General features: G+C 46.7%; 19 protein-coding genes. 13 read left to right on the top strand and 6 right to left on the bottom strand.

The window, feature by feature from the left end:
- Positions 1 to 9 precede the first annotated feature (9 nt).
- From rplF to ACG2XO_RS02900, 13 genes are all read left to right on the top strand, one after another.
- On the top strand, positions 10 to 543 hold the full coding sequence (rplF, locus tag ACG2XO_RS02960; RefSeq protein ID WP_410499343.1) for a 50S ribosomal protein L6: 534 nt from the start codon (positions 10 to 12) through the stop codon (positions 541 to 543).
- A 13-nt stretch (positions 544 to 556) separates the two neighbouring features.
- Entirely contained in the window at positions 557 to 910 is a 354-nt protein-coding gene (rplR, locus tag ACG2XO_RS02955) for a 50S ribosomal protein L18 (RefSeq protein ID WP_410499342.1), read from the top strand.
- Positions 911 to 930: 20 nt separating this feature from the next.
- Positions 931 to 1446 (top strand): 30S ribosomal protein S5, encoded by a 516-nt coding sequence (gene rpsE, locus ACG2XO_RS02950; RefSeq protein ID WP_410499341.1) that lies wholly within the window; start codon positions 931 to 933, stop codon positions 1444 to 1446.
- Positions 1443 to 1628, top strand: coding sequence for a 50S ribosomal protein L30 (gene rpmD, locus ACG2XO_RS02945; RefSeq protein ID WP_180306028.1), 186 nt, complete (start codon positions 1443 to 1445; stop codon positions 1626 to 1628). The genes rpsE and rpmD overlap by 4 nt, the downstream gene beginning before the upstream one ends.
- A gap of 1 nt (position 1629) precedes the next feature.
- Entirely contained in the window at positions 1630 to 2064 is a 435-nt protein-coding gene (gene rplO / locus ACG2XO_RS02940; protein WP_410499340.1) for a 50S ribosomal protein L15, read from the top strand.
- A gap of 25 nt (positions 2065 to 2089) precedes the next feature.
- Positions 2090 to 3397, top strand: coding sequence for a preprotein translocase subunit SecY (secY, locus tag ACG2XO_RS02935; RefSeq protein ID WP_410499339.1), 1308 nt, complete (start codon positions 2090 to 2092; stop codon positions 3395 to 3397).
- A gap of 247 nt (positions 3398 to 3644) precedes the next feature.
- On the top strand, positions 3645 to 3758 hold the full coding sequence (rpmJ, locus tag ACG2XO_RS02930; protein WP_018748524.1) for a 50S ribosomal protein L36: 114 nt from the start codon (positions 3645 to 3647) through the stop codon (positions 3756 to 3758).
- Positions 3759 to 3816: 58 nt separating this feature from the next.
- Positions 3817 to 4179: a 30S ribosomal protein S13 gene (gene rpsM / locus ACG2XO_RS02925; protein WP_179355199.1), complete on the top strand. Its 363-nt coding sequence runs from the start codon at positions 3817 to 3819 to the stop codon at positions 4177 to 4179.
- 15 nt (positions 4180 to 4194) lie between these two features.
- The gene (rpsK, locus tag ACG2XO_RS02920) at positions 4195 to 4587 is read left to right on the top strand and encodes a 30S ribosomal protein S11 (protein ID WP_028448413.1); all 393 of its coding nucleotides are present in this window, start codon (positions 4195 to 4197) and stop codon (positions 4585 to 4587) included.
- A gap of 14 nt (positions 4588 to 4601) precedes the next feature.
- A complete protein-coding gene (gene rpsD / locus ACG2XO_RS02915) occupies positions 4602 to 5225 on the top strand; it encodes a 30S ribosomal protein S4 (protein ID WP_179355197.1) in 624 nt (207 codons plus the stop codon).
- A gap of 33 nt (positions 5226 to 5258) precedes the next feature.
- Positions 5259 to 6242 carry a DNA-directed RNA polymerase subunit alpha gene (locus tag ACG2XO_RS02910; RefSeq protein ID WP_410499338.1) on the top strand — a complete coding sequence of 328 codons (984 nt, stop codon included), beginning with the start codon at positions 5259 to 5261 and terminating at the stop codon, positions 6240 to 6242.
- Positions 6243 to 6268: 26 nt separating this feature from the next.
- On the top strand, positions 6269 to 6649 hold the full coding sequence (gene rplQ / locus ACG2XO_RS02905; RefSeq protein ID WP_410499337.1) for a 50S ribosomal protein L17: 381 nt from the start codon (positions 6269 to 6271) through the stop codon (positions 6647 to 6649).
- 72 nt (positions 6650 to 6721) lie between these two features.
- Complete coding sequence (locus tag ACG2XO_RS02900; RefSeq protein WP_410499336.1) at positions 6722 to 7540, top strand: symmetrical bis(5'-nucleosyl)-tetraphosphatase; 819 nt, start codon at positions 6722 to 6724, stop codon at positions 7538 to 7540.
- Positions 7541 to 7647: 107 nt separating this feature from the next.
- On the opposite strand, the gene ACG2XO_RS02895 is transcribed toward ACG2XO_RS02900, so the two are convergent.
- From ACG2XO_RS02895 to pilB, 6 genes are read right to left on the bottom strand one after another with little or no spacing between them, the layout of a single operon-like run.
- Positions 7648 to 7791, bottom strand: a complete 144-nt coding sequence (locus tag ACG2XO_RS02895) for a DNA gyrase inhibitor YacG (RefSeq protein WP_410499335.1) — start codon at positions 7789 to 7791, stop codon at positions 7648 to 7650.
- A 41-nt stretch (positions 7792 to 7832) separates the two neighbouring features.
- Positions 7833 to 8591, bottom strand: a complete 759-nt coding sequence (gene zapD / locus ACG2XO_RS02890; protein ID WP_410499334.1) for a cell division protein ZapD — start codon at positions 8589 to 8591, stop codon at positions 7833 to 7835.
- A gap of 36 nt (positions 8592 to 8627) precedes the next feature.
- Positions 8628 to 9233, bottom strand: coding sequence for a dephospho-CoA kinase (gene coaE, locus ACG2XO_RS02885; protein WP_410499333.1), 606 nt, complete (start codon positions 9231 to 9233; stop codon positions 8628 to 8630).
- Positions 9234 to 9239: 6 nt separating this feature from the next.
- Positions 9240 to 10097: a prepilin peptidase gene (locus tag ACG2XO_RS02880; RefSeq protein ID WP_410499332.1), complete on the bottom strand. Its 858-nt coding sequence runs from the start codon at positions 10095 to 10097 to the stop codon at positions 9240 to 9242.
- Entirely contained in the window at positions 10097 to 11320 is a 1224-nt protein-coding gene (locus ACG2XO_RS02875; protein WP_410499331.1) for a type II secretion system F family protein, read from the bottom strand. The genes ACG2XO_RS02880 and ACG2XO_RS02875 overlap by 1 nt, the downstream gene beginning before the upstream one ends.
- A gap of 13 nt (positions 11321 to 11333) precedes the next feature.
- A complete protein-coding gene (pilB, locus tag ACG2XO_RS02870) occupies positions 11334 to 13040 on the bottom strand; it encodes a type IV-A pilus assembly ATPase PilB (RefSeq protein ID WP_410499330.1) in 1707 nt (568 codons plus the stop codon).
- Positions 13041 to 13052: the final 12 nt, after the last annotated feature.

Genomic DNA, 13052 nt, shown 5'->3' with positions numbered 1-13052 from the left:
GGTGTCACAATGTCTCGCGTAGCTAAAAATCCGGTTGCAATTCCCGCTGGTGTCGAAGTGAAACTCGGCGATGGCAAAATTGAAGTTAAAGGCCCGCAGGGCGCTTTATCTCACCCTGTTGTTGCAGAGGTCTCTGTTGAAGTGAAAGACGGGGCGGTTACATTTGCTGCTAATGGCAATAGCAAATTTGCCCGTTCAATGTCTGGCACTTTACGAGCGCTTGTTAACAATATGGTTGCAGGTGTTAATAAAGGTTTTGAGCGTAAGTTGACTCTAGTTGGTGTGGGTTATCGTGCTCAAGCACAAGGCGATGTGCTTAATCTGTCGTTGGGTTTTTCTCACCCAGTTGCGCATCAAATGCCCGTAGGTATTAAGTGTGAGACTCCGTCTCAGACTGAAATCATCTTGAAGGGTGCCGATAAACAACTTCTTGGTCAGGTTGCAGCTGAGATTCGCGCATACCGTTCTCCAGAGCCTTATAAAGGCAAGGGTGTTCGTTATGCAGATGAAGTGGTTGTGATCAAAGAAACCAAGAAGAAGTAATCGAGGCTGAATTATGGATAAGAATCAAAGTAGACTTCGCCGTGCACGTAAAACCCGTGCCAAGATTGCGGAGCTCAAGGTCGTTCGCCTGTCGGTGCATCGTACCAATAGCCATATTTACGCTCAGATCATTGATGAGACTGGCGGCAAAGTTCTGGCTACAGCTAATACGCTTGAAGCCGCATTGCGTTCTGAGGTTAAGAACGGTGGCAATGTAGCAAGTGCGGTTGCGGTTGGTAAGCTGATTGCTGAAAAAGCAAAAGCTGCCGGTGTGCAAAATGTAGCTTTCGATCGCTCTGGTTTTCAGTACCACGGCCGCGTTAAAGCGCTGGCTGATGCGGCTCGTGAAGCTGGCCTCGTCTTCTAATTGAGTTTGGAGTTCAAATAATGGCTAAGAACGAAATGGAAGATCGCCAGGACGGCCTTCGGGAGAAGATGGTAAGCGTTAATCGCGTTACCAAAGTCGTTAAAGGTGGTCGTATCCTTGGATTTGCTGCTCTTACTGTCGTTGGTGATGGTGATGGTGGTGTTGGTATGGGTAAGGGCAAGTCTAAAGAAGTGCCCGTAGCTGTACAAAAGGCGATGGAAGAAGCTCGTCGCAAAATGGTTAAGGTAAGCTTGCGTAATGGTACTGTGCAGCACACTGTTTTTGGTAAACATGGTGCGACTACAGTGTTTATGCAACCTGCGCCGGAAGGCACGGGAATTATTGCTGGTGGTCCTATGCGTGCAGTATTTGAGGTAATGGGTATTCATAACATTACTGCAAAATGCCATGGTTCTACTAACCCATATAATATCGTGCGTGCAACTTTGGATGGTTTATCTAAATTGCATACGCCTTCTGATATTGCTGCAAAGCGTGGCAAATCAGTTGAAGAAATTCTTGGGGGTGCACAATGAGCGACGTTAAAACAATTAAGGTGACTTTGGTAAAAAGCCTGATTGGTCGTCTTGAGTCACATAAAGCCTGCGCGCGTGGTTTGGGTCTTCGTAAAACAAACAGTTCTTCTGTGGTTATCGATACCCCTGAGAATCGCGGCATGGTTAATAAGATCAGCTACCTGCTGAAGGTTGAGGGTTAAGATGGAACTCAATACTCTAACTCCTGGCGTTGGTGCTAAGCATGCTAGTAAGCGTGTTGGTCGTGGTATTGGCTCAGGTCTTGGTAAGACTTGTGGTCGCGGCCATAAGGGTCAAAAATCACGTGCAGGCGGCTTTCATAAAGTAGGCTTCGAGGGCGGTCAAATGCCTTTGCAGCGTCGTCTACCTAAGCGCGGTTTTAAATCTTTGGCTCAGGGTAAAAACGCAGAAGTGACTTTGTCTGAATTGCAAGCTTTGCCTATCACTGAAATTGATATGCTGAGCCTAGTTCAGGCTGGTTTGATTTCTCAGCATTCTATTAGTTGCAAAGTTGTGTTGTCAGGCACCATTGATCGCGCTGTTACACTGAAGGGTGTGTTGGCGACTAAGGGTGCTAAGGCTGCGATTGAAGCTGCTGGTGGTTCTGTTGGTGAATAATTATTGTTAAAGGTTAAGGCAGAACGTGGCAAATCCCGCATTGGCTGGTTCAGTAAGTAAATTTGCTGATCTAAAGAAACGTATTTGGTTTGTGGTGGGCGCATTGATTGTTTATCGCATCGGCGCGCACATTCCGGTTCCTGGTATAAATCCTGTTGAATTGGCGAATCTGTTCCAGTCTTCGCAAACTGGCCTGCTAAACATGTTTAACATGTTCTCCGGTGGGGCTTTGTCACGCTTTACTGTGTTTGCGATTGGTATCATGCCTTATATTTCGGCATCGATTATTATCCAGCTTGCAGGTGAAGTTCTGCCTAATCTTAAGCAATTAAAAAAAGAGGGTGAAGCAGGGCGGCGTAAATTGACGCAATACACTCGCTACTTCACTGTCTTGCTTGCAACGGCGCAAAGTTTTGGTATTGCTCTAATGTTGTTCCGGCAACCAAACTTGGTGATCATGGATCAAAGTTTGTTTGTTGCGGTGACAATGGTTTCTCTTGTTACCGGTACTATGTTCTTGATGTGGCTTGGGGAGCAAATCACCGAGCGTGGCATTGGAAATGGTATATCGATTATTATTTGTGCAGGTATTGCGTCTGGTGTGCCTACTGCAATTGGGCAAACGCTCAGTTTGACCAGTCAGGGGGCTTTGCCGATCTTGCTTGTGTTATTTCTTTTTGTTGGTGTTGTTTTGCTGACTGCTGCGGTTGTGTTTGTTGAGCGTGGGCAGCGTAAAGTGCCAATTCAGTACGCGAAACGCCAAGTTGGCAATCGCCTGATGCAAGCGCAAAGTTCTCATTTGCCTTTGAAGTTAAATATGGCAGGTGTGATTCCTCCTATTTTTGCTTCCTCTATTATTTTGTTTCCGGCTACTGTGCTTTCTTGGACTGGGAATAGTGAGCATTTCTCATGGCTGAAGTCGATTGGCGATAAGCTCCATCCTGGCCAGCCTCTGTATGTACTGTTTTATGCTGCTGCAATTGTTTTCTTCTGCTACTTCTACACTGCGCTGGTATTTAATCCGCGTGAAACGGCAGACAATTTAAAGAAAAGTGGTGCAATGGTACCGGGTTATCGCCCGGGCGATCACACTGCAAAATATATTGAAAAGCTAATTATGAAGTTGACGCTGATTGGCGCTGTTTATATTTCATTTGTGTGCTTGATTCCGGAGTTTTTAATTCTGAAGTGGAATGTCCCATTTTATTTTGGGGGAACTTCATTATTGATTCTTGTCGTTGTAACAATGGATTTTATGGCGCAGATGCAGTCGTATGTTCTTTCGCACCAATATGATGGCCTGCTTAAGAAGGCAAATTTCAAAGGTTCGTAATTCAGTTCGTAAAATTACTGAACATATTTCATGGAAAAGATCTTATTGATTAAGATCTTTTCTTTTAACTGACGTGTGGTTGCTGTTTTCGGTTTTCACGGTGGGCTTCATGTGTTATAGTCGTGGGCTTTACTGGAATTCGGGTGTGCTGGTTGTTTTGGTGCAGTCTGCGAAAACAGTAGTTGCAACGTATTCCAGTCAATGCTTTTGTTGGCTGGGATTTTACTTTGTTCTCAAAGGATAGACCATGAGAGTTCAAGCATCGGTCAAGAAAATCTGCCGTAACTGCAAAATTATTCGTCGCAACCGTGTTGTGCGCGTAATTTGTACTGACCCACGGCACAAGCAGCGTCAAGGCTGATTGAGTCAATCGGCTATTGGTGTTAAAATCCACCACTTTTTAACCTGGGGTAAGAAGTATGGCCCGTATTGCTGGGGTTAACATACCTAATCATCAGCATACTGTGATCGGTCTTCAGGCTATTTACGGTATTGGACAAACTCGCGCTAAAGCGATTTGTGCAACTACTGCAATTGAGCCTAGCAAGAAAGTAAAAGATCTCAGTGATGTTGAACTTGAAAAACTACGTGACGAAGTAGGTAAATTCACCATTGAAGGTGATCTGCGTCGTGAAGTAACTATGAGCATCAAGCGTCTTATGGATCTTGGCTGCTATCGTGGTTTCCGTCACCGCAAAGGCCTGCCAGTTCGCGGTCAGCGTACTAAGACAAATGCGCGTACTCGTAAGGGTCCACGCAAGTCTATCGCTGGCAAGAAGTAATTAAGGACATAAATTATGGCTAAAGCAAACACAGCTCGTGTACGTAAGAAAGTCAAAAAGAGCGTGTCAGAAGGAATCGTGCATGTTCATGCTTCTTTCAATAACACGATCATTACCATCACTGATCGCCAAGGCAATGCTTTATCTTGGGCTACCTCGGGCGGTGCTGGTTTTAAGGGCTCTCGTAAAAGTACACCTTTTGCCGCACAGGTTGCAGCAGAAGCCGCTGGTAAAGTTGCCCAAGAATATGGTGTTAAAAACCTAGAAGTACGCATCAAGGGTCCGGGCCCTGGTCGTGAATCATCAGTGCGCGCTCTGAACGCTCTGGGTTTCAAGATCACCAGTATCTCGGATGTGACGCCTGTTCCGCACAACGGCTGCCGTCCTGCGAAAAAGCGTCGTATCTAATTCCGGAGTAAGAAATGGCTCGTTATATTGGACCCAAGTGCAAACTTGCACGCCGCGAAGGCACGGATCTGTTCTTGAAAAGCGCACGTCGTTCGCTCGACAGTAAGTGCAAGCTGGAACAAGCCCCAGGCCAGCATGGCGCTAAAAAGAATATGCGTCTGTCGGACTATGGCGTTCACCTGCGTGAAAAGCAAAAGATCCGTCGCATTTACGGCGTCTTGGAACGTCAGTTCCGCCGTTATTTTGAAGAAGCTGCTCGCCGCAAAGGTTCAACAGGTGAAAATCTGTTGAAGCTGCTCGAGAGTCGTCTCGATAACGTTGTATATCGTATGGGCTACGGTTCTACTCGTTCCGAATCCCGTCAACTGGTTTCCCACAAGGCAATCACGGTTAATGGCAATGTTGTAAATATTCCTTCTTTCCAAGTGAAGGCGGGTGATGTTGTTGCTGTACGTGAAAAAGCTAAGAAGCAAGTACGTATTCAGGAAGCGCTGAGCTTGGCTGAAGGCATTGGCTTCCCAAGCTGGGTGCAGGTTGATTCTAAAAAAATGGAAGGCGTATTTAAAAATATGCCAGAGCGTTCAGATCTGTCTAGCGATATCAATGAATCGCTGGTAGTTGAATTCTATTCCAAGTAATAACCTGAACCGGCTGGCAAGGGATACTGACTTATGCAAATTAATGCAAACGAATTGCTCAAACCGCGCATCATTGATGTGCAGGCTCTGGCTTCAGCTCACGCTAAAGTCGTTATGGAGCCGTTTGAGCGTGGTTATGGCCATACTCTCGGTAATGCACTACGCCGAATCCTCTTATCTTCAATGGCGGGTTTTGCACCTACAGAAGTTAAGATTGATGGTGTTGTACATGAATACTCCGCGTTGGATGGCGTTCAGGAAGACGTTGTCGACATCCTGTTGAACCTGAAAGGCGTTGTGCTAAAGCTGCATGGTCGGGAATCCGTCACTCTGACTCTTGCTAAAGAGGGTGAGGGTGTCGTCAAGGCTTCCGACATTCAGCTTCCACACGATGTAGAGGTGATTAATCCGGATCACGTGATTGCTCATCTCTCTGCTGGTGGCAAACTGAGCATGGATATTACCGTCGAGAAAGGTCGTGGCTATCAGCCTGCACCATCTCGCGTTAATAAAGAAGAGGGTCGTACCATTGGCACGATTATTCTGGATGCTTCATTCAGTCCGATTCGCCGTGTTAGCTACCAAGTAGAAAGTGCTCGTGTAGAGCAGCGTACAGATCTTGATCGTTTGATTATCGACATTGAAACCAATGGGGTGATCGAGCCTGATGAAGCAGTTCGCCAGGCCGCTCGGATGTTGATCGACCAACTCGGCGTATTCGCTGATTTGGAAGGCACGCAAGAAGAAAAAGTAGTTGAGCCACAAGTAACAATTGATCCAATCTTACTGCGTCCAGTAGATGATCTTGAGTTGACTGTTCGTTCTGCTAACTGTCTGAAAGCGGAAAACATCTACTACATTGGTGATCTGATTCAGCGTACTGAAACTGAGTTGTTAAAAGCACCTAACCTCGGTCGCAAGTCGTTGAACGAGATCAAAGAAGTGCTCGCTTCGAAAGGTCTTAGCCTTGGCATGCGCCTTGAAAACTGGCCACCGGCTGGCTTAGATAAGCCTTAAGCCGGTACTAGCAAAGGAATTGACAAATGCGTCATCGTCTTTCTAATCGTAAATTAAATCGCACGACAAGCCATCGTCTTGCGATGCTTCGTAACTTGGCTAACTCCTTGTTGAAGCATGAAGTTATCAAAACTACTCTGCCAAAGGCGAAAGAATTGCGCCGTGTGGCAGAACCACTGATCACTTTGGGTAAAAAACCATCATTGGCTAATCGCCGTTTGGCTTTTTCTCGTACACGTGATCGTGAAATCGTAGTTAAGTTGTTTGATGTTTTGGGCCCACGTTATTCAGCTCGCAATGGCGGATACTTGCGTATTCTGAAATGCGGCTTCCGTGTCGGTGACAATGCGCCAATGGCATACGTTGAGCTTGTTGACCGTCCGGAAGAAGTTGAAGCAGCAGAGTAATCGCTGCCCGATAGAAAAAACCGACCTATGGTCGGTTTTTTTTTGCCTGAATGATGACTGAATGGATTTTTCATGGCGCGATACGTAATAGGCGATGTACAAGGCTGTTTCACTGAGTTTGAACAGCTCTTGTCCAAAATGCAATTTGATCCAGTAACTGACCAGCTGTTTTTTGTTGGCGATTTGGTTAATCGTGGCCCCTCCTCGTTGGCAATGCTGCGCTGGTGTTATCAGAATCGGCGAATTGCTCAGACTGTACTGGGTAATCATGATTTATTTTTACTGGCCTGTTGGTTAGGTTTTGCAAAGCCGAAGGCGGGTGATACCCTGGATGAAGTGCTGATCGCGACTGATGCGGAATTACTTCTGGAATGGCTGATTACTCAACCGCTCATCATTGATTGCTCCAGCCATGTGATTACTCATGCGGGAATATACCCCGGCTGGGCGCTTGAAAAAGCAAAAAAATTGGCAGAGAAGGCGCGTCTAAAATATTCCGGAACAGATCGGAAAAATTGGTTCGGCAATATGTTTGGTAATAAGCCAGCCTATTGGGATGCTGGACATTCCGAGATTGAAAAATTTCGTTTCACCATCAATGCATTCACCAGAATGCGCTTTTGTGATGGAAAAGTACTGGATTTCAAATATAAAGGGGAGTTGGATCGTGCTCCGGTTGGGTTAAGCCCATGGTTTGAAAGTCCGCGAAACAGGTTTGAGAAGCCATTAATTTTTGGGCATTGGTCGGCGCTTGGTTTGAAGGTTGCCGAGCAGTATATTGCCTTGGATTCAGGGTGTATCTGGGGGGGCGAGTTGACGGGTTTGTGTCTTGATGATGGACGGCTATTTCAAGTACCAGCTTTGCGTGCCTATCAGGGGATTGGTGAATGAGGGCTGAAAGTTATTGCTTCTAGGTATGTTCGTGCGGGCTTTTGTAATCAAAGCCTCTAGCGCTATACCGCGCCCAGTATCTTGTGGTGAGTCAGTGTGGGCTAAACTCATTCATCAAATGACGCTGGTGAATTTGACTGGTCTGGAATACGGTAAGATTCATTAGCCCATTGGCCCAAATCCAGCATTTTGCAACGTTCGCTGCAAAAGGGTCGATAAATATTTTGCGGAGAATATTCGATAAGCAGCATGCAGCTTGGGCATGCAACCCGTACGGGCTGTGTTTCTGGGGTCATAGGTTGCAATAACCAAGTGTGAAGTCAATGTCGGCGTCAACTACCTTTGCGCGTTCACCGCTGGTCGATGGCACGATAAAGCGGATATTAATAGCGTAACGATTAGCTGAGAGTTCTGGAACAGCTGGTAAATCATCAGGTAATGTAACTTTTAATAATTGGACTACTTTGCCGCCGGACATTTGCTGAAAACATCCTTGTTTTGCCGTGTAATAATTATTTTTGGCTGAATCACGCAGGAGTTTCAAGACAATATCGAGTCCATGCTTAATGGGTAGGAGTGGCGTGAGCCAGCGTTCAAGATCGCTGCGGCGGCGCGCAGCTTCTTGTTTCCGCCAGTAATGGTATGAGGGTAAGTCAAATTCACACACGCCGCCTGGAATAGAAACCCGTTGCTTAATTGCCATCAACCATTCATTTTCTCTAAGATACTGGCCGAATTTTCCCGTCATTTCTAATAGTCGTGAATGCGTAGACTCAATCTCGCTTAGCACCATCTCAAGCGCATTCTCTGATATATGGGGATTATTACGCAAGGCTGATAGGCTCTGGCGTTGCCGCTCGAGTTCTTGAAGTAGATCTGATTTCAGATCAGCGCGACTAGCCACTTCCATAATTTCAAAAATGCCAAGCAAGGCCATGTGATGATCCAGTGCATCGTCACGACTGGCGAGCTTGGACGTCCTAGTGTAAAGCTCTTCTAGTCGTAACAGGGTGCGAACCCGTTCATTAATTGGAAATTCATAGCTAATCACAATGCACAGGCCTAGTAGAAATCAGTGATCTGAATATTATTTTTGAATATGACATTGTTGGCGCAGAAAAAGATCGAGTTGATCAACCTGACGTTTCAATGATTCTAAAGAGTCGTTATTGTAAATCAAGTGATCGGCTTCTTGGCGGCGTTCTGCATCAGTTAATTGATTATTGATGATTAATTGAATCACTTCACGACTTAAGCCATTTCTTTGCATGACACGAGTGATTCGCGCTTCTTCTGTCGATTCCACGGTGATAATGGAGTCGCAGAGTGATCTGAATTCGGCATGCTCAATCAGCAAAGGAATCATGAGTATTTGATAAATCGCTGCTTGATTATGAATTAATTGTCGTTTGCATTCGGCCAGTATTTTGGGGTGTAAGACTTGCTCCAATAGCTGCTTTTTCACAGGGTCTTTATAGATCGATTCCCTGAGCCATGACCGATCAAGCTCGCCTTCCTCGTTTAGACAGTCGGCGCCAAAAATCGCCGAGATTTCCGATACTGCCGGCTGTTTTGCCTGTGTCAGCTCGTGGGCTATTTTGTCGGCATCAATGACGGGGATGTTTTTTTCCATCAGATAACTGGCAACGGTACTTTTGCCTGAGCCTATCCCCCCTGTTAATCCGACAATCATGCTTGATTAAATTCCGTACAATGCGGATGAAATTTTAGAGCCCCAAACCAGAGCCAATAGGCCGGCAATGCCAAGATAGGGGCCAAAAGGCATCGGTTTATTCCATCCGTGCTTTGCGCCTGCGATCATGGCAATACCAATGATTGCACCGCTGAACGAGGCCAATAAAACAATGGCGGGAAGTGCGGTGATGCCGAGCCAAGCACCCAATGCAGCAAGAAGTTTAAAATCGCCATAACCCATCCCTTCCTTGCCGGTAATGAGTTTAAATAGCCAGTATATGCTCCAAAGGCTTAGGTAGCCTGCCATTGCGCCATATACTGCCATGGGTAGTGTCGTAAAGGTTTGCTGAGAATTAAATAATAGCCCCAACCAAACCAAGGGCAGGGTAATGTAGTCGGGCAGTAAATAAGTGTCCGCATCAATCATGATGAGTGAGAGGAGCGCCCAACTGAGCAATAATGCGCCTAATAATGGCATCCCATAGCCGAAATGGGCGGCCATTCCGGCGGAAATAAGACTGGTTAATGCTTCAATGAAGGGATATCGTAAGCTTATTGGTGCTTTGCACTGGCTGCATTTTCCACCCAACATGATCCAGCTCAGTACGGGGATATTCTCCAGTGCTGTGATTTGATGCTGGCAGTGTGGGCAGGCCGAGCGTGGTACGACCAAATTGTATTTGGCAGGAGGTGGCGGTTCTTGATTTTCATCTCCTGTGAGCGCTTGACATTCAAGTTTGAATTCATTCTCCAGCATGATGGGCAGTCGATGAATGACGACATTCAAAAAACTACCCACCAATAGCCCAAGCACGGCGCAGCTGAGAATTATTCCGGTATTGCTAGTGAAAGTTTCAATCATTATCCGACCGCTTGACCCATTTTGAAAATTGGCAGGTACATTGCAACGACCAAGCCACCAATGAGTGTACCTAGGACGACCATAATGATAGGTTCCATCAGGCTAGCAAGTGCTTCGACGGCATTATCGACTTCTTCTTCGTAGTAGTCGGCCACCTTGCTGAGCATTGAGTCAAGTGAGCCTGACTCTTCACCGATCGAGGTCATCTGCATGACCATATTCGGAAATACATTGGCATTCTGCATGGCTGTCGTTAGGCTGGTACCGGTGCTGACTTCCGCTTGAATGCGCTGGGTTGCCAGCTTATAAACGATATTGCCCGCAGCCCCACCGACTGATTCAAGTGATTCAACCAGGGGTACGCCAGCTGCGAACATGGTCGCCAGGGTTCGTGTCCAGCGTGCGATCGTTGCATTTTTAATAATTTGGCCAAATACAGGTAGTTTAAGTAATAATCGATCCATAAAAAATTGCATTTTCTCGGATTTTTTCCAAGCCTGCAGGAAGAAATATATCCCGCCAAAGATGCTGCCGAAAATGAGATACCAGTAGCTGACGAAATAATCCGAAATGGCCATGACCAGTAGGGTGGGGCCAGGAAGGTCGGCGCCAAAGCTGGAAAACAGGTCTTTAAAGGCCGGAATGACGAAAATCATAATAACTGCCGTGATGACAAAGGCGGCGACAAGAACAGCGGTCGGGTAAAACATGGCCGACTTGATTTTCTTTTTAACGCCCAGAATTTTCTCTTTATAGGTGGCTAGACGCGCGAGTAAAGCGTCCAGAATACCCGCCTGCTCCCCAGCCTGAACCAGATTGCAATAAAGATTGTCGAACTGGTTGGGATGTTTACGGAATGCCTGAGTCAATGATGAGCCGGTTTCAATATCGGTTTTAATATCTATCAGTAGTTTGGTCACAGATGGATTGCTGTGGCCTTTTGCGACGATATCAAACGCGGTGAGTAAAGGAACGCCAGATTTAAGCATGGTCGCCAGTTGACGGGTAAACATGGCGATATCCAGTTCGGAAATTTTGCGGCCTGTACCCATGCGAATTTTTTTGATGCTGCTAACGTTGATGCCTTGACGACGCAGTGTACTCTTGACGACCGAATCGCTAACTGCGCGCATTTCACCCTTAACGACCTTGTTGGTACGATCCTTGCCTTCCCAGCGGAACATAAACTCCTTGGCCGCAGGCGATTTCCCTTTGACTGCCATGCTTTACCCCTTCCTAGATGTTTGTGACCGCCATGATTTCTTCAAGCGAGGTCAATCCTTGTTTTACTTTTCGTAATCCGGCTTCGCGCAAGCTAAGTACACCTTCTTTACGAGCTTGATCGGCAATGTCGATTGCATTGCCATGATTCATGATAAGACGGTTGATGTCGTCGGTAATGGGCATGACCTGATAAATACCGACCCGGCCTTTGTAGCCGGAGTTTTTGCAGAGCTCGCACCCTACCGGACCGTAAGGCTCCCAGCTCCCGTCCAGCTCTTCCTGAGAAAAGCCAGCGTCGAGCAGGGCTTGTGCCGGAATATCAACATGTTTTTTGCAGCTGCATAAGCGTCGAGCTAGCCGTTGTGCGGTAATTAAAATAACGGATGATGCAATGTTAAAAGGCTGAATGCCCATATTGAGCATCCGGGTCAATGTCGTGGGGGCATCATTGGTGTGCAGTGTTGAAAATACCATATGGCCAGTCTGAGCTGCTTTGATCGCGATATCTGCCGTTTCCAGATCACGAATCTCACCAACCATGATGATGTCAGGGTCTTGGCGCAGAAAGGCTTTAAGTGCCGCCGAAAAGGTGAGGCCTGCCTTGTCGTTTACATTGACTTGATTGATCCCCGGCAAGTTGATTTCGCAAGGATCCTCTGCAGTCGAGATATTGATGTCCGGTTTGTTAAGTAGGTTGAGGCAGGTGTAAAGCGATACCGTTTTACCCGAGCCGGTTGGGCCGGTAACCAGAACCATACCATAGGGGCGCTGGATAGCATCGAGAATGATGGCTTTCTGATCGGGGTCGTAACCGAGTGCGTCAATACCTAGCGTGGCTGAGGATGGATCCAAAATCCGCATGACAATTTTTTCACCATGCATCGTTGGCAGGGTAGAGACCCGGAAGTCAATTGCCCTTGATTTGGATAAAACCAGTTTCATGCGGCCGTCTTGCGGTACGCGCTTTTCGGAAATATCCAGCTTGGAGATCACCTTAATGCGCGATGAAATTTTTTCCTTGATGGCCAGAGGGGGTTGCGCAATTTCGCGCAAAACGCCGTCGATTCGGTAGCGAATGCGATAAAACTTTTCGTAGGGCTCGAAGTGAATATCCGAAGCTCCGCCGTTGATTGCATCCATTAGCGTTTTTTGCAGGTATTTAACGACAGGGGCGTCATCAATATCTTGTCCCATTTGCGTTTCGGCGGCTGTGGGTTCGGTTTCTCCACCCTCAAGTGCCAGATCTGCCTCGTCGATCACCATCTCTTTGAGGTTGGCGCCAGATGCCTCAATTGTTTTATTGAGTAGAATAACGAGCTTATTGTCTTCGACAATAATTGGTTCTACTTGTGAGTTGGTCTGAAAACGGACTTTTTCTACGGCTTCCAGGTTGGTGATGTCGGATAGTCCGATAAATAGCTTGGTGCCTCGCTTGAAAAGCGGCACTAGGCGTTGCAGTCGCATGACGTTATTGTCGAGGACGTTTTGCGGAAGATAATTGGAATCAATTTGATCTAGGTCGAGCAAAGGATAACCGAAAGTCTGAGCAGAGAATTCTGCGACTTCGCGCGGTGATAATTTCTTGCTTTGAGTCAATTGCTCAATAAATGTGGTTTTATTGCTATTGGCTGCTAGGTGCAGTGCTTCAGCATCAGACTCGCTCAGTCGGCCATGCTGAACCAGTAAGCGGGCAAGGCCGGAAATTTGCGGGGTGCTCATGGCAAAAAAATC

The sequence above is a fragment of the Chitinibacter sp. S2-10 genome (assembly GCF_046530675.1).
GTDB lineage: Bacteria > Pseudomonadota > Gammaproteobacteria > Burkholderiales > Chitinibacteraceae > Chitinibacter.
The sequence above is the reverse complement of the archived record's forward strand: the minus strand, read 5'-3'. Positions and strand labels throughout refer to the sequence as shown.